General features: G+C 39.0%; 19 protein-coding genes, 1 tRNA gene and 1 pseudogene. 16 read left to right on the top strand and 5 right to left on the bottom strand.

Annotated features, from left to right (window positions below):
- Positions 1–3 precede the first annotated feature (3 nt).
- The gene (locus AC1Q59_RS06460; RefSeq protein WP_492365358.1) at positions 4–1800 is read left to right on the top strand and encodes an ABC transporter ATP-binding protein; all 1797 of its coding nucleotides are present in this window, start codon (positions 4–6) and stop codon (positions 1798–1800) included.
- A 41-nt stretch (positions 1801–1841) separates the two neighbouring features.
- On the opposite strand, the gene AC1Q59_RS06455 is transcribed toward AC1Q59_RS06460, so the two are convergent.
- Positions 1842–2015: a Spo0E family sporulation regulatory protein-aspartic acid phosphatase gene (locus AC1Q59_RS06455; RefSeq protein WP_492364977.1), complete on the bottom strand. Its 174-nt coding sequence runs from the start codon at positions 2013–2015 to the stop codon at positions 1842–1844.
- A 268-nt stretch (positions 2016–2283) separates the two neighbouring features.
- On the opposite strand from AC1Q59_RS06455, the gene AC1Q59_RS06450 reads away from it, so the two are divergent.
- The 3 genes from AC1Q59_RS06450 (at position 2284) to AC1Q59_RS06440 (ending at position 3959) form a co-directional block, all read left to right on the top strand.
- Positions 2284–2991, top strand: a complete 708-nt coding sequence (locus AC1Q59_RS06450) for a cytochrome c biogenesis CcdA family protein (RefSeq protein ID WP_492364976.1) — start codon at positions 2284–2286, stop codon at positions 2989–2991.
- A gap of 42 nt (positions 2992–3033) precedes the next feature.
- Entirely contained in the window at positions 3034–3390 is a 357-nt protein-coding gene (locus AC1Q59_RS06445) for a response regulator (protein ID WP_492364975.1), read from the top strand.
- A gap of 95 nt (positions 3391–3485) precedes the next feature.
- Complete coding sequence (locus AC1Q59_RS06440) at positions 3486–3959, top strand: CcdC family protein (protein WP_492364974.1); 474 nt, start codon at positions 3486–3488, stop codon at positions 3957–3959.
- Positions 3960–4056: 97 nt separating this feature from the next.
- Here AC1Q59_RS06440 and AC1Q59_RS06435 read toward each other — a convergent pair whose 3' ends face one another.
- Positions 4057–4482, bottom strand: a complete 426-nt coding sequence (locus tag AC1Q59_RS06435) for a DUF2621 domain-containing protein (RefSeq protein WP_492364973.1) — start codon at positions 4480–4482, stop codon at positions 4057–4059.
- Between the two features lie 131 nt (positions 4483–4613).
- A tRNA-Sec gene (locus AC1Q59_RS06430) sits at positions 4614–4710 on the bottom strand.
- Positions 4711–4932: 222 nt separating this feature from the next.
- Between AC1Q59_RS06430 and AC1Q59_RS06425 the strand changes: the two genes are divergently transcribed.
- From AC1Q59_RS06425 to AC1Q59_RS06395, 7 genes and pseudogenes are all read left to right on the top strand, one after another.
- Positions 4933–5925 carry a LacI family DNA-binding transcriptional regulator gene (locus tag AC1Q59_RS06425; protein WP_492364972.1) on the top strand — a complete coding sequence of 331 codons (993 nt, stop codon included), beginning with the start codon at positions 4933–4935 and terminating at the stop codon, positions 5923–5925.
- Positions 5926–6117: 192 nt separating this feature from the next.
- The gene (hisD, locus tag AC1Q59_RS06420; RefSeq protein ID WP_492364971.1) at positions 6118–7401 is read left to right on the top strand and encodes a histidinol dehydrogenase; all 1284 of its coding nucleotides are present in this window, start codon (positions 6118–6120) and stop codon (positions 7399–7401) included.
- A 31-nt stretch (positions 7402–7432) separates the two neighbouring features.
- Positions 7433–8755 (top strand): GntP family permease, encoded by a 1323-nt coding sequence (locus tag AC1Q59_RS06415; RefSeq protein WP_492364970.1) that lies wholly within the window; start codon positions 7433–7435, stop codon positions 8753–8755.
- Between the two features lie 89 nt (positions 8756–8844).
- Positions 8845–9780, top strand: coding sequence for a 3-hydroxyacyl-CoA dehydrogenase family protein (locus tag AC1Q59_RS06410; protein WP_492364969.1), 936 nt, complete (start codon positions 8845–8847; stop codon positions 9778–9780).
- Positions 9781–9791: 11 nt separating this feature from the next.
- The gene (locus tag AC1Q59_RS06405; protein WP_492364968.1) at positions 9792–10556 is read left to right on the top strand and encodes an SDR family NAD(P)-dependent oxidoreductase; all 765 of its coding nucleotides are present in this window, start codon (positions 9792–9794) and stop codon (positions 10554–10556) included.
- A complete protein-coding gene (locus tag AC1Q59_RS06400; RefSeq protein ID WP_492365357.1) occupies positions 10534–10905 on the top strand; it encodes an HNH endonuclease in 372 nt (123 codons plus the stop codon). Before AC1Q59_RS06405 ends, AC1Q59_RS06400 begins: the two co-directional genes overlap by 23 nt.
- 288 nt (positions 10906–11193) lie before the next feature.
- Positions 11194–11400 (top strand): annotated as a pseudogene (locus AC1Q59_RS06395) (SDR family oxidoreductase); the annotation flags it as partial.
- Positions 11401–11484: 84 nt separating this feature from the next.
- Here the strand turns inward: AC1Q59_RS06395 and AC1Q59_RS06390 are convergent.
- A complete protein-coding gene (locus tag AC1Q59_RS06390; RefSeq protein ID WP_492364967.1) occupies positions 11485–12447 on the bottom strand; it encodes a helix-turn-helix transcriptional regulator in 963 nt (320 codons plus the stop codon).
- Positions 12448–12558: 111 nt separating this feature from the next.
- On the opposite strand from AC1Q59_RS06390, the gene AC1Q59_RS06385 reads away from it, so the two are divergent.
- The 5 genes from AC1Q59_RS06385 (at position 12559) to AC1Q59_RS06365 (ending at position 16654) form a co-directional block, all read left to right on the top strand.
- Complete coding sequence (locus tag AC1Q59_RS06385) at positions 12559–13041, top strand: GyrI-like domain-containing protein (RefSeq protein WP_492364966.1); 483 nt, start codon at positions 12559–12561, stop codon at positions 13039–13041.
- A gap of 155 nt (positions 13042–13196) precedes the next feature.
- Positions 13197–13619 (top strand): VOC family protein, encoded by a 423-nt coding sequence (locus AC1Q59_RS06380; protein ID WP_492364965.1) that lies wholly within the window; start codon positions 13197–13199, stop codon positions 13617–13619.
- Between the two features lie 222 nt (positions 13620–13841).
- Positions 13842–14630: an enoyl-CoA hydratase/isomerase family protein gene (locus tag AC1Q59_RS06375; protein WP_492364964.1), complete on the top strand. Its 789-nt coding sequence runs from the start codon at positions 13842–13844 to the stop codon at positions 14628–14630.
- A 91-nt stretch (positions 14631–14721) separates the two neighbouring features.
- Positions 14722–16200: an aldehyde dehydrogenase family protein gene (locus AC1Q59_RS06370; protein WP_492364963.1), complete on the top strand. Its 1479-nt coding sequence runs from the start codon at positions 14722–14724 to the stop codon at positions 16198–16200.
- A 133-nt stretch (positions 16201–16333) separates the two neighbouring features.
- Entirely contained in the window at positions 16334–16654 is a 321-nt protein-coding gene (locus AC1Q59_RS06365; RefSeq protein WP_492364962.1) for a hypothetical protein, read from the top strand.
- A gap of 143 nt (positions 16655–16797) precedes the next feature.
- On the opposite strand, the gene AC1Q59_RS06360 is transcribed toward AC1Q59_RS06365, so the two are convergent.
- A complete protein-coding gene (locus tag AC1Q59_RS06360; protein ID WP_492364961.1) occupies positions 16798–17541 on the bottom strand; it encodes a 5-formyltetrahydrofolate cyclo-ligase in 744 nt (247 codons plus the stop codon).
- Positions 17542–17599 lie beyond the last annotated feature (58 nt).

Here is a 17599-nt window from a genome sequence, read left to right as displayed (position 1 = left end):
ATGATGGAGAAGAATCAGGTCATTAAAGGAAAAGAACAGCGTAAGATTCTTTTTCGTCTGCTATCCTATACAAAACCGCATTTGAAAACGATTGTGCTGGCGTTTAGTTTGCTGCTGTTAACTACGATTGGCGATATACTTGGGCCAATTTTGATTAAAATTTTTATCGACGATTATTTGACACCTAGAAATCTGTTATTTGAGCCATTATTTGCATTGGGAGCAGCCTATCTTGGCATTCAGATTATGAATATGCTTGTCTCCTACTTTCAGCTGCTTAAATTTCAGGAAATTGCTTTAAAGATTATTCAGCAGCTCCGGGTTGATGTTTTTACCAAAGTACAGGCTCTGGGACTTAGGTATTTTGATCAGACACCTGCTGGGAGCATTGTCTCAAGGGTGACGAATGATACCGAGGCCATTAAGGACATGTTTGTCAGTGTGCTGGCAACGTTTATCCAGGGGGCGTTTTTGCTTATTGGTATTTTCATTGCCATGTTTATCCTTAATGTGAAACTGGCCTTATTTTGCTTGCTTATATTGCCATTGCTCGTAATGATCATGTCTATCTATCGGAAATATAGTTCGATTTTTTATCAGGACTTAAGAGAACGGCTTAGCCAGCTCAATGCAAAGTTAAGTGAATCACTCCAGGGGATGGCGATTATCCAAGTATTTCGTCAGGAAAAGCGGCTAAGAAAAGAATTTGAAGATATAAATGATAGGCATTATAAAGCGGGGATGCGGAATATCAAAATGGATGGCCTGCTATTACGGCCAGCAATTGATCTTGTTTATGTTTTTGCCTTACTCATCGTGCTTAGCTTTTTTGGAATCCATTCATTTAATAGTCCAATCGAAATTGGTGTCATTTACGCATTTGTAAATTATTTAGATCGCCTATTTGAACCGATTGCACAAATTATGATGAGGCTATCGATGTACCAGCAGGCTATTGTGGCTGCTTCAAGAGCATTTAAATTGCTGGATGAAACAGAGCTTGCTCCTTCTCAAAAAGAAGCTGATAACATTATCATCAATAATGGAGAAATTGAGTTTAGAAATGTAAGTTTTTCTTATGACGGCAAGAGAGATGTGCTGAAAACCATCTCTTTTACAGCAAAGCCGGGTGAAACAGTAGCCCTTGTCGGCCATACGGGAAGCGGAAAAAGCTCCATTATTAACCTAATGATGCGTTTTTATGAGTTTGATCGCGGGGATATTTTCATTGACGGGAAATCTATTAAAGATTATCCAAAGGAAGAGCTAAGGAGAAAGATGGGCTTGGTTCTGCAGGATCCTTTCCTGTTTTATGGAACCATTAAAGACAATATCCGTCTTTTTAATGAGGAGTTAACAGATAAAGAAATTCAAGAGGCTGCTGAATTTGTCCAGGCACATGTTTTTATTGATAAATTAGAGGATGGGTACAGTCATCAAGTGGTAGAGAGGGGGTCTACCTTCTCTAGCGGCCAGAGACAGCTGATCGCCTTTGCCCGGACGATTGCAGCCAATCCAAAAATATTGGTCCTTGATGAAGCAACAGCTAACATTGATACCCAAACAGAAGAGGCTATCCAAATCGCATTGGAGAAAATGCGCAAAGGGAGAACAACGATCGCGATTGCCCACCGATTGTCAACCATTCAGGATGCGGAATTAATTCTCGTCCTCCATCAAGGTGAAATTGTTGAAAGAGGCAGTCATCAAGAATTGCTTGCTGCACGCGGCCTTTACCATAAAATGTATCTATTGCAAAATAACGCTGCTGAGAAAGCTGAAGATGCTGTGAGCAGCTGATTAAAAAAAATACCAGCAGGGAAGAACCCCTGCTGGTGTGATTATGGAGCTATTTTATTTTTAGTTTTTTTACGATTATGGTACTCATTTAATAAATTATCCAATTCCTGGCTGTATTTTACGGCTGATGAGGAGGATAATCCATTTTTCATAGCTATTTCAATCAATTCTAGCCTTTTCTGTTCTATTAATGTTAGCAGATCCTTTTTAGTCACAGCCAAGTAACCCTTTCAGATTTCTGTATTTACTATATTGTTTACCCAAAAATAGTAAATGTAAAACATTTTACGATTATATCAAAAAATGTTAAGTTTTTCTACCTAATTCCGATTAATGGAAAAAATTTTTTAACAGAGGTTATTTCTGATTCCGGTTGTGTTTTGTCATCGAACAGACACAAAGTGTTCATAACAATTTATTATCATTTTTATCCAAGCTTTGTTAGAATGAAGGGTGAATCGCGCTGAACAGGAGTTGGCAAAAATGACTGATTTAAATGTATTCCTAGCATTAGGAGCCGGATTCTTGAGCTTTATCTCTCCTTGCTGTTTACCGTTGTATCCTGCATTTTTATCTTATATTACAGGGATGTCTGTCGGGGAATTGAAAGAAGAGAATGCCATGCTGCAAAAAAGAAGCATGCTGCATACTTTATTCTTTCTCATAGGCTTCTCACTCATATTTATCGCCCTAGGGTTTGGTTCAACACTCCTGGGAAACTTTTTTATGGATTATCAGGACTTAATTAGGCAGATTGGTGCCATTTTTATTTTTGCGTTTGGATTAGTTGTAGTTGGGTTTCTTAAGCCCGAATTTTTAATGAAAGAAAGAAGATTTGAGTTTAAAAACCGTCCGTCAGGATTTTTAGGATCTGGTTTAATCGGAATGGCCTTTGCTGCGGGGTGGACGCCATGCACTGGTCCAATTCTGGGTGCTGTATTTTCTCTAGCGGTATCTAACCCAAATTCCGCAATGGTTTATATGATCGCCTATATTATTGGGTTTGCCGTACCGTTCTTTATCTTGTCTTTCTTCATTGGAAAATTAAAATGGATCCGCAAAAACAGCGGAAAAATTATGAAAATTGGCGGCTATATTATGATGGTCATGGGTGTAGTGCTCTTCTTTGACTGGATGACAAAAATTATTGCTATTCTATCGCCATTATTTGGCGGATTTACTGGCTTCTAATTTGATTTAGCTCAGAGGTTGTTGCTTTTTGGAGGTAATAATATGGCAAGAATTTTAATTATTGATGATGCAAAGTTTATGAGAGTTACCTTAACCAGTATATTAAAAAAAGAACATGACATTGTCGGTGAAGGCGAGAATGGGCTGGAGGCTGTTCAGTTATATGAACAGCTTCAGCCTGATTTAGTGACAATGGATATAACGATGCCTGAAATGAACGGGCTAGATGCGGTAAAAGAAATCAAAAAGAAATACCCCGATGCAAAGATTATTATGTGTTCTGCGATGGGGCAGCAGAAGATGGTGCTAGAAGCGATCGAAATGGGCGCAAAGGATTTTATTGTAAAGCCCTTTGATGAAGTGCGCGTCCTTGAAGCAGTGAATAGGGTATTAAGTTAAGATTAGTATTTTTTCCAACAATCATCATTTCTAAATTTATTATTTTCATATATAATGATGGATGTGAAAATTCTAGAAAAAAGGATTGAACCGTTATGAACCTAGTTATAGCTTCATCCATCGGTGCTATTTGTATGGCGATATTTGCCATGTTCCTCCGTATGAAGGCTTCTAAAAAGCCGGCAAATGCAAAAAAGATCATCTTGCCGCCAGTTTTTATGAGCACGGGTGCACTCATGTTTGTATCCCCATATTTTCGGCTGACACCTTTAGAAATTATTGAAGCGATTATTGTTGGAATGCTTTTTTCAATCCTGTTAATTAAAACTTCCAAGTTCGAAATTAAGGATCAGCAGATCTATCTAAAGCGCTCAAAAGCATTCGTATTTATCCTAATTGGCTTGCTTGTAATAAGAATAGCTGCCAAGCTTGTTTTAAGTTCATCGATAGATGTTGGCCAGCTGAGCGGCATGTTCTGGCTCTTGGCTTTTGCAATGATTGTTCCATGGCGTGTGGCCATGTATATGAACTTTCGTAAATTGGAAAACGAGCTTCAAAAAACAGCATAAACACGTTAATTATAAGGCTGCCGTGGTGCAGCCTTATTTTGTTTTTTAACATTAACACCGCCTAATAAAAAAACCATTCCAAAAAAGCAGGAATGGTTTAAAATAAATGCTCATATGGAGCGGCACTAATTTCTTTTTGTTCTAATTTTTTTCTTAAAAATTTATGATCTCTTTTCGGCGTTGCAAGGATATATCCGCGAATTAGCAAATCCTGAGTAATGGCAGCAGCTTTTTCCTTTACCGCAAGCTCGCCAATCTTTCCGGCAATCTTTTGGCGCGCCACATCCCGAAACAATTCAGGTACCGGGCTAACTAAATCCTCCAGAAGATCCTTTTCCTCCTGTTGCCAAAGATGCTTGGTTTGGTCAACATAATACTCTTCCCAATCCATATCCGACTTTCCGTCTTCTTTCGGCATCTTCTTAAGGAACTTCCGAAACATAAAGAAACCGCCAATAAACATCAATGTTACAAGTACCACAACCCAAAACAGGATAAACCATAAAAACCAGCCTTGAAGCAATTCTCTCACCTACAAATCAATATTCCATTCATCCATTATTATAAGGAATTGGGGGAAAAGAGACAAGATTAACGTCGAGGTCACAGACTAAAAAAACCCCACGGCATGACCGTGCGGATTAATAATAAATTTGGCGGGACCGCCTGGGAATCGAACCCAGCTGACCTGGCACGCAGGTCACGAGCGGTTTTGAAGACCGTGGAGGACACCAGTACCCCACTCGGCCCCGTATCAATATGTCTATTATATTATTTTAATATAGATAGGACAAGGATTTCTTCCTGCAAAAATAGGGAAGATCACCACTATCTGTTCATACTAATTTAACCAAGGATGGTTATTACCTATTATTTAAATATAAGCTGAGAGGTTTCTCTTGCTATTCCAATATTTGCAGAACAAATGTATAGTAATATTTAGGATAATTGTTTAAAAAAGGTTGTGTGGATTATGAGTAATGGAGTAAATGCAAAAGACGTGGCAAAATTGGCGGGAGTTTCCCAATCCTCCGTTTCAAGAGTATTCTTCGGCGGCGCAGGAGTCTCCGAAAAAACAAGAGAGAAGGTTTTAAACGCTGCTAAGCAGATTGGATACAGGCCAAATGAGTTTGCGCGCAGTTTAATTACAAATAAAACAAAAATTATTGGTCTAGTCATGAAAAGAGTGGATAACCCGTTCTATCCTCAAGTTCTAAAGGAATTTACTTCATCTTTTAAAAAGCTTGGATATAGTATTTTATTCGTTCATACAAATAATGACGAAATTCAAAAAGATGATATTGAAACTTTGTTAAACTACAATGTAGCTGGTGTCGTTATTACTGATGCTTCCCTTTCTTTAAAGGTATCAGAAGATTTTAGAAAGAATCACATACCGCTAGTTTTATTTAATCGTAAACTGGAAAAAAAAGAATTATTTTCTGTAAGCACAAATAATCTAAAGGCAAGCCGTCATATTGCGCAGTTTTTATTAGAAAAAGGCTGTTCGAACATGGCATATATATCAGGAAACAGCGATACTTCAACGAACAAAGAACGCGAAAAAGGGTTTATCGATGTGTTAAAGGAGCATCAAATTCCATATAGAAAGTATGTCTCAGACTTCTCTTATGAGGGAGGCTATCATACAGCAAAGGATATTATAAAAAATAATAATAATAATATTCCTCACGCGTTTTTTGCTGCAAACGACATCATGGCTTTAGGAGTTTTAGATGCCTTGCGTGAGTATAATATTCATGTTCCTTTACAAACGAAAGTAATTGGATTTGATAATATCGTCATGTCAGCATGGCCAACTTATAATTTAACTACATGGGAACAGCCAATCAAGGAAATGGTTGCCGAAACAGTAAAATATATTATGGCTGAAGTTGAGGAATACACAGGCAGAGTGGATAATATTGAAATTGAAGGAAAATTAATTGAGAGAAAAACCACTTGACTTTTAATACTTATTAGAATATTCTATACTCACCAACTATCTTGAAAGCGTATTCAATGAAAGTTATTATTTTTAACATTTTTTGCATACGTATTCAACGATAGATTTTATTTTCAATTTTTCTGCATACGTATTCATTTTTATTTTTTTATTATTTTCTGCATACGTATGCAATCATAGGAGGAAAAAAGAATGGCTAAAGTTATTAAAGCAGGTAAATCAAAAGAAGAGGTATCGAAGAACGACTTAGAAGTATCAAAAATAGTTTCAGAGGCAATTAAGGATATAGAAACCCGAGGAGATGCAGCAGTTCGAGAATTCTCAGAGAAATTTGATAAGTGGTCGCCAAAATCTTTTCGCTTATCTGAAGAGCAAATAAAAGAAATCGTTTCCAATGTTCCAGCAGAAGTGATTGAGGATATTAAATTTGCACAAGCAAATATTCGCAGATTTGCAGAAGCACAGCTTGCTTCCTTGCATGATGTAGAAGTTGAAAACAGCCCTGGTGTAATTCTAGGACATAAAAATATCCCAGTTAATAGTGTTGGATGTTATATTCCAGGTGGACGCTACCCAATGGTTGCATCAGCACATATGAGTGTGTTAACTGCAAAAGTTGCTGGGGTTAAACGTGTAATCGCATGCACCCCGCCAATTAGAGGAGAGGTACCGAATGCAACGGTTGCTGCAATGTATTTAGCCGGTGCTGACGAAATTTATCTTCTAGGAGGCATTCAGGCAATGGCTGCCATGGCAATTGGTACGGAAACCATTGACTCCGTGGATATGATCGTTGGACCTGGTAATGCCTTTGTTGCTGAAACGAAACGCCAATTATACGGACGTGTTGGTATCGATTTATTTGCTGGACCAACTGAAACATTAGTAATTGCTGATGAAACGGCAGATGCGGAAATGATTGCAACTGACCTTTTAGGCCAGGGAGAACATGGTCCTACTTCACCAGGTGCTTTAATTACAACTTCTGAAAAACTTGCTCATGAAACAATTGACGAGATTGCTAGACAACTAGAAGTATTGCCTACTGCAGATGTTGCAAGCGTATCTTGGAGAGATTACGGTCAAATTTTATTAGTAGATAGCATTGAAGAGGCTGTTGTGGAAGCTGATCGCCTTGCTTTTGAGCATGTGGAAGTTTTAACAGAAGATCCTGATTACTTCCTGCAAAACATGACAAACTACGGATGCTTATTCTTAGGACCTGAAACAAACGTTGCTTATGGAGACAAAGTAATTGGTACAAACCATACATTACCTACAAAAGGTGCTGCTCGTTATACTGGAGGGCTTTGGGTTGGTAAATTCATCAAAACAGTCACTTACCAAAAAATAGTTACTCCTGAGGCAAGTGCACATATGGGTGAATACGCATCTCGCCTTTGTATGCTAGAAAACTTCGCTGGACATGCGGAACAAGCTAATTTACGTGTTCGCAGATATGGCAATAAACAATAACTAAATTAAACATGAAAGGAAAGGTGATGGTATGGTTCTGGGATTTATAGGCTTGTTTGGTGGGTTAGCATTGCTAATCTACCTGACAATGCGTGGTATGGATTTGCTTATTGCAGCACCGCTTTCGGCCTTATTCGTTGCAGTTTTGAGCGGTTTGCCTTTGCTTCCACAGTTAGCCGCTGAGGGTGCGCCAAACTTTTTAACCAACTATATGACAGGTTTTTCAGGGTTTATTGCTTCATGGTATTTAATGTTTTTAACTGGAGCTATCTTTGGTAAGGTAATGGAAGATAGTGGAGCTGCCGACAGCGTATCCAAGTGGATTGTTGGAAAGCTTGGGATGAAGCGTGCTGTTCTGGCTGTTATCCTTGCTTGTGCTGTGCTGACATACGGCGGTGTAAGTTTGTTTGTTGTAGCATTCTCTGTTTATCCAATGGCTGTAAGCTTATTTAAAGAAGCTAATTTGCCAAGACGCTTTATTCCAGCAGCATTAGGCTTTGGTTCAACAACGTTTACGATGACATCAGCTGGATCACCGGAAATTCAAAACTGGATTCCAATTGAATTTTTAGGAACAAATGCGTATGCTGGCTGGGAAGTTAGTTTAATTGTAGCTGTATTTATGATGATCTTCGGTTACTGGTGGATAACAAAAGTGATTAAGAAAGCTGTAAGTAATGGTGAAAAGTTCGTTGCAAGAGAATCCGATCATTTTGAAGAACGTGCGGATTTGCCTAATCCAATGCTAAGTCTTATCCCATTAGCCTGTGTATTAGTAATTTCATTTATTTTCCATAATTCATTAGGAACATCTGCCTTAATTATTGCTTTAACAAGTGGTATTATTGCTACTTATCTTATTAATCGTAAATATTTCAGGAGCTTCGGGAAAGCGATTTCAGAAGGAACCGTTGGAGCTATTATTGCGATTGCCAATACATCAGCGGTTGTTGGTTTTGGCGGGGTTGTAAAAGCCACACCTGCCTTTGAACAAGCTGTTGCCTTTATGACGAATATTCCTGGAAGCCCATTGATTGGCGGGGCCCTCGCCGTAGCGGTCATTGCGGGATTAACTGGTTCATCTTCAGGTGGACAAGCTATTGCATTGCCACTGCTTGCTCCACACTATCTAGATTTAGGTGTAAATCCAGAAGCCTTGCACCGTTCTGTGGCCATCGCTTCAGGATCTCTTGATTCAATGCCGCAAGGCGGATATGTTGTAACTACGATTCGTTCTATTGCTGGAGAAACACATAAGGATGCATATCCAATGTTTGGTGCATTAACAGTAGTAGTTCCAGCTCTTGGTACAATCTTGGCAGTTATTCTTTTTTCAATTGGCTTAGGTTTATAAGTCGATATTTCCCAACAAACTCGTTTTCGTTTGTTGGGATTTTTCATATAAATTTTTCAGAAAAAAGGTAAATGAAAGGGTGATTACCAATGGAAAAGTTATCAATTATCGGCTGTGGTACAATGGGCCACTCCATTGCTTTATCTGCTGCTTGGGCAGGTATATCTGTAAAAGTGTCAGGAGTAACCACACGGGATATTGATCATGCGGACGCTGGATTAAAGAATAAAATAAACGTAATGGCTGCTAATGGTTTATTTGATGAAGCTGAAGGAAAGGAAATTCGGGAACGAATAACGCTGCAAACCTCTCTTCAAAAGGTTGTTAGCGATGCTACATATATAATCGAAGCGATTCCTGAAGATATTGACATGAAGCATGATTTGTATAAAGAGCTTGAACCATTAATTGATGATCAGGTAATTGTAGCAAGTAATACTTCAGGGTTTACTCCAACATCATTAGCAGAGGGAGCTATTCGTCCCAATCGTTTTATCGTCACCCATTTTTGGAACCCAGCACATTTGATCCCTCTAGTTGAAGTGGTAAAAGGGGAAAAGACCGATCAAGAGATAGTTAATCGTTCAATGGAATTAATGAAACAAATGAATAAAAAGCCAATTCTTATCCACAAGGAAATTCCAGGCTTCATTGGAAACCGCCTTCAGTATGCGCTGTTCCGTGAAGCGCAGTCTTTACTCGATACTGGTGTGGCTTCAAAAGAAGATATCGATGCAGCGGTTACATATAGTATCGGACGCAGATTGCCAATTACGGGTCCGCTAATGACAGCAGATATGGGTGGACTGGATGTATTTTCAGCTATTTCAAATTACTTGTTTGAAGATCTAAGTACTGCTAAAAGATCCGGAAGAATATTAACTGGTTTAGTTGATGAGGGAAAGCTAGGGGATAAAAGCGGGGAAGGATTCTATGAATGGGATAAAGAAACTTCCGAAAAACTCAACAAGGAACGTGAACAAACACTCATTTACTTTTTAAAAAATAATGATAAAAACAAATAACGAGGATGGTGATGGAAATGTATTTCTCCGAGTTGAAAAATAAAACAATCATTGTGACAGGCGGCAGCAAGGGAATTGGGAAGGATATTGCTTTATCCTTTGCAAGATTAGGAGCTAACGTCATTATTATTGGGCGAAATAAAGAGGCTTTAGATGATACTCTGTCCGAGCTCAACGCGATCCATAGCAATAATAAAGCATTTCAAGCAGATGTGAATCACATTAATCAAGTTAGGGAATTAACCGATAGAGTAGTTCGAGAATACGGTACCATTGACGTGCTGGTCAATAATGCAGGTGTAAATATTCCAAAGCCTGCACTTGAAGTGACAGAAGAAGATTGGGATACAATTCTTGACACGAATTTAAAAGCGTCCTTTTTCTTCAGCCAAGCTGCTGCTAAATATATGGTAAAGCAAAATAAGGGGAAAATTATTAATATAGCTTCGCAAATGTCATTTGTCGGCTACATAAATAGATCCGCCTATTGCTCAAGCAAAGGGGGAGTTGTACAGATGACAAAGGCGCTAGCTGTTGAGTGGGCTAAATATCATATAAATGTGAACGCTGTCGCTCCAACATTTGTTGAAACAGATCTGACTGCCAAAATGTTTGAAGATGAAGAGTTTCTGAAAGACGTAAAAAGCAGGATTCTTTTGGATGGGATGCCAAAACCAAAAGATATATCAGGTGCTGTGTTATATTTGGCTTCCGACCTTGCCAATTTCGTCACAGGTGAAACCATCAAAGTTGATGGAGGATGGACTGCTATATAGAAAAGCAAAGTTTGTGCGATATAAATCGTTGATCAAACCACCCGTTTTCACGGGTGGTTCTAATGATCCCATTTTTATGTTTAAAGTCTTTATTGCAGAAGAGTTGTATTTAGAAAGTGATGCTGTTCATTTTAATATAGCTAATGATACGCTGTATCAAGCCATTCAAGCAGATGCAATTCTTGCACAAGAATTAGGCTTATCCCAAAGTGATATTCAGGCTCTTGCAAATGGACAAACACCAGAAGGATATACTTGGCATCATCATGAAGAACCGCGTGTTTTGCAGTTAGTAGATGAAGAGACTCATGCTCAAACAGCTCATACATGTGGTCGTGCAATCTGGTAACTACATAAATATAAGATTGGAAAATTATCTATGTTGAAAGGCTCATTAAAGAAATAACTTTAACATTTAATTTCCACTTTGATTTGGAGGCTGAAAATGACAACTACAGACCGAGAAAAAATGATCCAAGAAATAAATGATGCTAAATTATCAAGAAAAAAATTAGGGGGATATTAATAGGTTTAAGCATGATTCCCAACCTCTCAACTCAATTACTGTTTAAAGCTATACTCTATGCAATGGATAAAGAAGCCTATGAAAGTGGAAAGATATCCAAGAATACTTTAGCGAGTGAACGCTGTAGCTCCTGGTTATATTGAAACGGCTCTTGTCAACAAAGAAGCCTTAGGTGGGTTCTATGATGGACTTGTAGCGAGACACCCCATCAAAAGACTTGGGAAACCTGAAGAGATCGCTCATGCTTTTGTTTTCTTAGCTGAAAATGACTTCACAACAGGAGCGACTATACTTGTTGACGGTGGATATACCGCATAATAAACAACCGCATTTTAAAAGAACCATTTTCGGATGGTTCTCTTTTATTAGAGCTTGTGTTAAGAAATAATATATATTTAAAGCTTATTGGCAGTATAAGTTTAATCTCTTTTGCAAACTTTTTAAAACCTCTTCTGGAACTTCCCTTAACATGATATCCTCACCTAGAAAAAGCAGCCAATTTGTAATTTCGGTCAATTCTTCGGGCATATTAACATTGATAAATGTCTTTAGGATGGCTGTGGTTTGGTAAGGACTTGTATAGGAAATGGAAAATTTTAAAGGATGGTATTTTTTGAACTGGGCAATGGCCTTTGGACCAAATTCAATGACTAGGTTGATTTCTTCTTCCTGCTTACTGATCTTTTCTAAAATCTTTTTCCTGCTTACGCTTTTTTCCGTAAGATATGGCTCAATATTGGTGAGGTGGTCGACAGGAAAGATCTTCTTCTTTTCCTCCTTTAGGTCAAATCCCTCGATTAGCCACAGGCTTTTTTCACGATAAAGGTGCAAAAGATAAATGGGATAAGCCTTAATTTCCTTGTCTTCTTTAATGGTAATCAATAAAAAGCGATCCAAAAGCAGAAGTTGGATGAGTTTTTCTAACATGGGATGAGGAAGGTCTGAAAGATCTAGCAGATCGGGATTATTAGGATTGGTCCCTTCAAAAAGCAAGAGTTGATTCAAAAGGACAAGGTCCTCTTGCTGGTTTTCTGAGATGAGGCCTAATAATTTTTCAGCTAAAGACTGGCGGCTTTTTAAAAAAGGGAGCTGCTGATTTCTAGTGGCCATAAAGGCAATAAAAAGAGCTTTAATCTCATTATCGGTAAAACGGACAGTGGGAAGGACAGAATTGTTCATGACAAAATAACCCCCATCCCTTCCAACTTCAGCGACAAGCGGCATCCCCATGGCTTCAATTTCTCTAATATCTCTAATTGCTGTTGAACGAGAAATATTAAATTCACGCATGATTTCAGAAATTGTAAAGTGGGCGCGGTTATTGATATACCGCATGATGATATTAATCCGTTCAACTTTTTTCATCGTGGTCTCCAAAACAGTATCATTTTTTGACATGATTTAAGGCTATTATAAATCTATCAAGTGAAAAGACAAATCATTTGATTAATTTTTTAAAAAAGGAAGGTTTTGAATATGGCAGATTATACAATAGAAGTAAAAGACAGTTTTACCGTTTTAGGCTTGGGAATTGAACTTAAGAGCGATTATACGGACTATGCTGGGATAAACAAAGAAAAGTCAGACTTTTGGCAAGCTGTGAAACAAGATGGAAGGCTTGACACATTAAAAGCCCTGGCTGAAAATGACTATATTTTTGCAGTGAACGAAGCGGTGAATAACAAGATGATGCATTATGCTGGCGTGATGACAAAGGCGACATTACCAGAAGAAGAATCAAGAGTGATCCAATTTCCTAAGGGAGAATACCTGGTTGTTAAAGGAGAAGCGAATTCGGCTGAAGAGTTGAGTAATATGCTTACTGGGATTGCCTTTGGTCAAGCCTTACCACAGGAAAAGAATTTTGCCTATGTTGGCGGGCCGAATGCTTCGGTTGAGATGGGACAGCGAAACGGCTTAGTATTTGGTGAGATGTGGATTCCTGTAGTAAAGAAGTAAGAATTAAAAAGGAAAATATTTAAAGGGTGCTTCCCATTTTAGGAAGTGCCCTAAATTTGATTCTAGAAATTCCAAGGAAGATAGTATTCATCTTCAATAAATCGGTATATAGCCCCAATATATTAAAATAAAGAGTAAACTTTAGGAGGTATTAGATGAAACCGCGAATTTCAGTCATAACCTTGGGTGTAGATGACTTGGAGAGGTCTTTAAAATTTTACAAGGATGGACTTGGGCTGCCAACAGAAGGAATAGTAGGTCAAGAATTTGAGCATGGTGCTGTTGCCTTCTTTGATTTACAATCAGGATTAAAACTCGCCATTTGGAATCGAAAAGATATAGCACATGACACAAGCATTAACCAAACGCCAAAAAGTCCAACGGAATTTACGATTGGTCATAATGTGAGGAGTAAAGAAGAGGTCGATATGGTAATGGTACAAGCAGAGAAGGCAGGTGCAATTATTTCAGTTCCAGCACACGATACCTTTTGGGGAGGATACTCTGGATACTTCCAGGACCCAGACGGACATTTGTGGGAAGTAGTTTGGAACCCAGCTTGGGAATTTACAGAATAAGGCCTGGTTACAGATTAGATGTTTAATTTTTGCCTTTGTTATAACTGTTTCACTGTGATCGGAAATCAACGGTCAAATTTAACAGAGCCTTATTTTTAATTAGATAATATAAAATGATAGAGTTGATAAAAAAATGGATTAAATCAGATATAGTCTGTAATAAGCCCTAGAAATTTGTCATAATAGTTAAAAAATATCTATTAATATGAGAGGGGTTTAATCATGACCTATCAACATATCATCTGCGAAAAAAGAAACCAAACGGCTTGGATCTATTTAAATCGGCCGGAGGATATGAATGCTTTATCATGTAATTTAATGAAAGAGCTTATTCACGCTTTTCAAGAGATTGATCAGGATCCATCAGTGAGAGCAGCTGTTTTGACTGGAAAAGGCCGGGCGTTTTGTGCTGGGGCTGATCTAAAAGAGCTGCTGGCAGATACGGAAAAAGAACCGGATGGACAAAAAGGGCTGCTAGACATGGTAGAGGAACTATTTACAACGCTAAACCATTTATCTAAGCCGCTAATTGCTGCTTTAAACGGATATACATTAGCAGGCGGGCTGGAGCTTGCCATGACGGCTGATATCGTTATTGCATCTGAAAAAGCAAAGATAGGAGATGCCCATTCCAACTTCGGCGTCATTCCTGGAGGAGGCGGAGCTGTACGCTTGCCGCGGAAAATAGGGCTGAACAGGGCGATGTACCTATTATTCACCGGTGATTTTATTTCTGCCCAAAAGATGATGGAATATGGGCTAGTGCATGAAGTGGCAGAGCCTGAAAAACTGGAGGAGGCTGTACAGGCAATCACTGATAAAATTTCTCTAAAAAGCCCATTGGTCTTAAGAGAAATGAAGCGATTAGCCTATGATGGCTTAGAACAGCCGTTAGATATCGCATTAAGACAAGAACTGTTAGCAATCAAAAACCATACCCGGTCGCATGATTTTAAAGAAGGCCTATCTGCTTTTGCTGAAAAAAGAGTCCCGGATTTTAAGGGTTATTAAAAAGAAGATAGATCTTGGTTCAAAGAATACCGGCGTGTCTCCAGCACCATACTAAGCTAAGTAGAAAATAATATGCTGGGGGCACTTTATTATGAACAATGAACCTATTACAGTACATGCCATAATCAATGGGAAACAAGTAAAAACCGAAAATAATTTTCCCCGTGAAAATCCAACTCATCCTGATGAGGTGGTGGGATATGCACCAATCAATACGAAAGAAGAAGCTGTACAGGCGATTGATGCAGCATACACAGTGCAAAAAGATTGGGCTTGGAGTGATGTAGATGATCGAATTAATAGAATGCAGCGTGCCATTCAAAAATTAAAGGATGCAACTCCTGAAATAGCCAGGTTATTATCGCGAGAACACGGGAAAGCCTTATACGATGCTGAGGGCGAAATAGCCATATCGATTATGTGGATGGAGTTTGCATGTAATACAGTTAAGGACGTTGTTACGCCGCAAATAAAAGAGCACGACAACGGGAGAACCATCATTACATATGACCCGATAGGAGTCGTTTCAGCGATTACCCCTTGGAATTATCCGATATCGCTGTCGACGATTAAGGTTGCGCCGGCTTTGCTGACTGGAAATACAATGGTACTCAAACCGAGCCCATTTGCTCCGCTAGCGGTCAGCCGTGTCATCGAAATCATTGCCAATGAATTTCCGCCTGGCGTGCTTAATCTTGTTCACGGGGAAGCGGATGTGGGGGTTGAGCTTACTTCTAATCCGAAGGTGGCAAAAATAGCCTTTACCGGCGGAACCAAGACAGCCAAAAGTATTATGAAAGCAGCTTCTGAAACCATTAAGAAAATGACTTTGGAGCTTGGCGGGAATGATGCCGCTATTGTTCTTGATGACTTTGATGTGAATGATGAACGGGCGCTGCGAAGAATGGTCATCTCCAACTTTCTGACTGCCGGACAAATTTGTATGATTGCCAAGCGGATTTATGTACATCGCTCTATCTATGATGCATTCGTCGAAAAATATATTGAAGCAGCAAATAAATGGATTAGGGTAGGCGATCCATTTCATCCAGATGTAACAGTAGGTCCTGTAAATAATAAAAATCAGGTAAAGTATGTCCAAGGTCTTGTGAAAGACGCAGAAAGCAAAGGGGCGAAAGTGATTAAACTGGGGAAAATTCTCAATCCTGAGCTTATGGATAATGGATATTTCTTACAGCCGACCTTAGTGTTAGGGGCTGATTTCCATGATCCGATTGTGGTTGAAGAACAGTTTGGACCAACAGTGCCAATTTTGCCATTTGATGATGAAGAACAAGTCATCGAATTGCATAATGAAAGCATTTATGGATTGACTAGTTCGGTTTGGGGAGAAGAAGAGCATGCCATAAAAGTTGCCCGCCGGATTGAAGCGGGTACAACCATGATCAATACAGCTGCTGTTCAAGGCCTGGATGTCCGTTTTCCATTTGGGGGTGTGAAGCAGTCAGGCGTGGGGCGTGAATACGGCAAAGAAGGACTGCAATCATATGTAGAAACACATGTGATCAATATTCCGAAAAACTTAGAGCTGCCTTATATTCCTGAATAAAAAAAATCATCCATTCAGAAGCGGGACCAGGGCAGTTGCTGTGTCTGCCGGAAAAAGATGAGAAACCCTAAGTCCCGCCTATTTTTTGCTATAGGAAAGACACCAAAGGACATATCATTGGGAGGTATGAGGTGTGAAAACATTCGAATTAAAATCAGGAACAAAGGTAATGGTTGATGAGAGTAAAATTATCATTGAAAGAACGGGTGGAAAAAGTGCAGTAAAAGGATTATTTGCGGGAAGAACGATGGGGCAAATGTCTATTAAAACTTCAGCAATGACCGGAATAATTTTCAATGCAGACTATTTGGTAATTTGTGCATCTGGGCTTCCTACCCCAAATGATTTTAAGATATCAAGTATAGCTGAGATTAAACAGTACCCGAATTGTATTGTAGCAAAAGAGCAAGAGTTAGAAGAACTATATCAATACCTAAGTGGATTTATTAAGTAGAAATTGTTGAAATGCTCGAAGATCATTCAGCGCTTGGTAACAGAACGCGGGACAAGGAACCTATGTCCGCGCAGAAAAGGACGATGAACCTGTCCCTGTGTCCGCGTGGAAAAGGACAAGCCTTTGTCCCGCCGTCTGCATTTTTATGCTTTTGTTGCTTGATAAACTTCTTGTAATGGCGGGATGTTTTCGAACATGCCTTTTTCGAGCTTGTCCCATAAAATGCCGAGTGTCGGCTTTTCTTGGGTTTTTTCTGTTTTAATCACTTTTGTTGTTGTGACAATGTAATCAACGATTGTGTCATATGGGGCAGGCTGTACATCTGCATCGACAACCTGGCAGTCATGACCCATGCCAATTACAACGGAAGATAGGTCGACAAGTCCCATTGACCACATCATCGCCCATTCTAAATCAAAATAGCCGTGTCCTTTTCCGAAGCGAATGCCGCTAGGAGTCATAGCTGAAGCCCCTGTAAAGAGAAGCTCCACATGATTAAATTCTTCTTTGATTTCCTGTAAGGTGATTGGTGTCATATATAATTCAATTCCATCTAGAGTGGAAGCAAATTCTTCTTTTCCTTCAGGTACCGCTCCCGGGCGAATCACTTGGAAACCGCGGTTGATCCCATAAGTTGTCATAAGAATGACTTTTTGATCAAGCAAAGCAAACTCTCTTAGTTTTCTCATATTGTTATCAGGGGTAATGAAGAGAATATTGGCGTTTTTATATTCATCCATTTCGCGAATTAGTTCGGCATTTTGATCACTGTCTTCATAATCTGCAATAAATTCGGCAAAGTCCCAGTGAAAACGGGAGTCTGGCTTGCCGACGATTTTTAATTGCTCCCAAATTTGTTTTCTAGCTTGTTCACTGCTTATTTTCACGTTAAAACTCTCCTTCATTACTTAATTTTTATTTTTGAATTCTGCGGCGTAGTACCAT

The organism is Cytobacillus sp. MT66 (assembly GCF_058792595.1).
The sequence above is the reverse complement of the archived record's forward strand: the minus strand, read 5'-3'. Positions and strand labels throughout refer to the sequence as shown.

What these genes read in the sequence shown, in the direction of transcription:
- AC1Q59_RS06375 (WP_492364964.1), top strand. Translation starts at nt 13,842, where the DNA reads ATGACCTATCAACATATCATCTGCGAAAAAAGAAACCAAACGGCTTGG.
- AC1Q59_RS06460 (WP_492365358.1), top strand. Translation starts at nt 4, where the DNA reads ATGGAGAAGAATCAGGTCATTAAAGGAAAAGAACAGCGTAAGATTCTT.
- AC1Q59_RS06390 (WP_492364967.1), bottom strand. Translation starts at nt 12,447, where the DNA reads ATGAAAAAAGTTGAACGGATTAATATCATCATGCGGTATATCAATAAC.
- AC1Q59_RS06385 (WP_492364966.1), top strand. Translation starts at nt 12,559, where the DNA reads ATGGCAGATTATACAATAGAAGTAAAAGACAGTTTTACCGTTTTAGGC.
- AC1Q59_RS06400 (WP_492365357.1), top strand. Translation starts at nt 10,534, where the DNA reads ATGGAGGATGGACTGCTATATAGAAAAGCAAAGTTTGTGCGATATAAA.
- AC1Q59_RS06405 (WP_492364968.1), top strand. Translation starts at nt 9,792, where the DNA reads ATGGAAATGTATTTCTCCGAGTTGAAAAATAAAACAATCATTGTGACA.
- AC1Q59_RS06415 (WP_492364970.1), top strand. Translation starts at nt 7,433, where the DNA reads ATGGTTCTGGGATTTATAGGCTTGTTTGGTGGGTTAGCATTGCTAATC.
- AC1Q59_RS06445 (WP_492364975.1), top strand. Translation starts at nt 3,034, where the DNA reads ATGGCAAGAATTTTAATTATTGATGATGCAAAGTTTATGAGAGTTACC.
- AC1Q59_RS06440 (WP_492364974.1), top strand. Translation starts at nt 3,486, where the DNA reads ATGAACCTAGTTATAGCTTCATCCATCGGTGCTATTTGTATGGCGATA.
- hisD (WP_492364971.1), top strand. Translation starts at nt 6,118, where the DNA reads ATGGCTAAAGTTATTAAAGCAGGTAAATCAAAAGAAGAGGTATCGAAG.
- AC1Q59_RS06450 (WP_492364976.1), top strand. Translation starts at nt 2,284, where the DNA reads ATGACTGATTTAAATGTATTCCTAGCATTAGGAGCCGGATTCTTGAGC.
- AC1Q59_RS06425 (WP_492364972.1), top strand. Translation starts at nt 4,933, where the DNA reads ATGAGTAATGGAGTAAATGCAAAAGACGTGGCAAAATTGGCGGGAGTT.
- AC1Q59_RS06370 (WP_492364963.1), top strand. Translation starts at nt 14,722, where the DNA reads ATGAACAATGAACCTATTACAGTACATGCCATAATCAATGGGAAACAA.
- AC1Q59_RS06410 (WP_492364969.1), top strand. Translation starts at nt 8,845, where the DNA reads ATGGAAAAGTTATCAATTATCGGCTGTGGTACAATGGGCCACTCCATT.
- AC1Q59_RS06380 (WP_492364965.1), top strand. Translation starts at nt 13,197, where the DNA reads ATGAAACCGCGAATTTCAGTCATAACCTTGGGTGTAGATGACTTGGAG.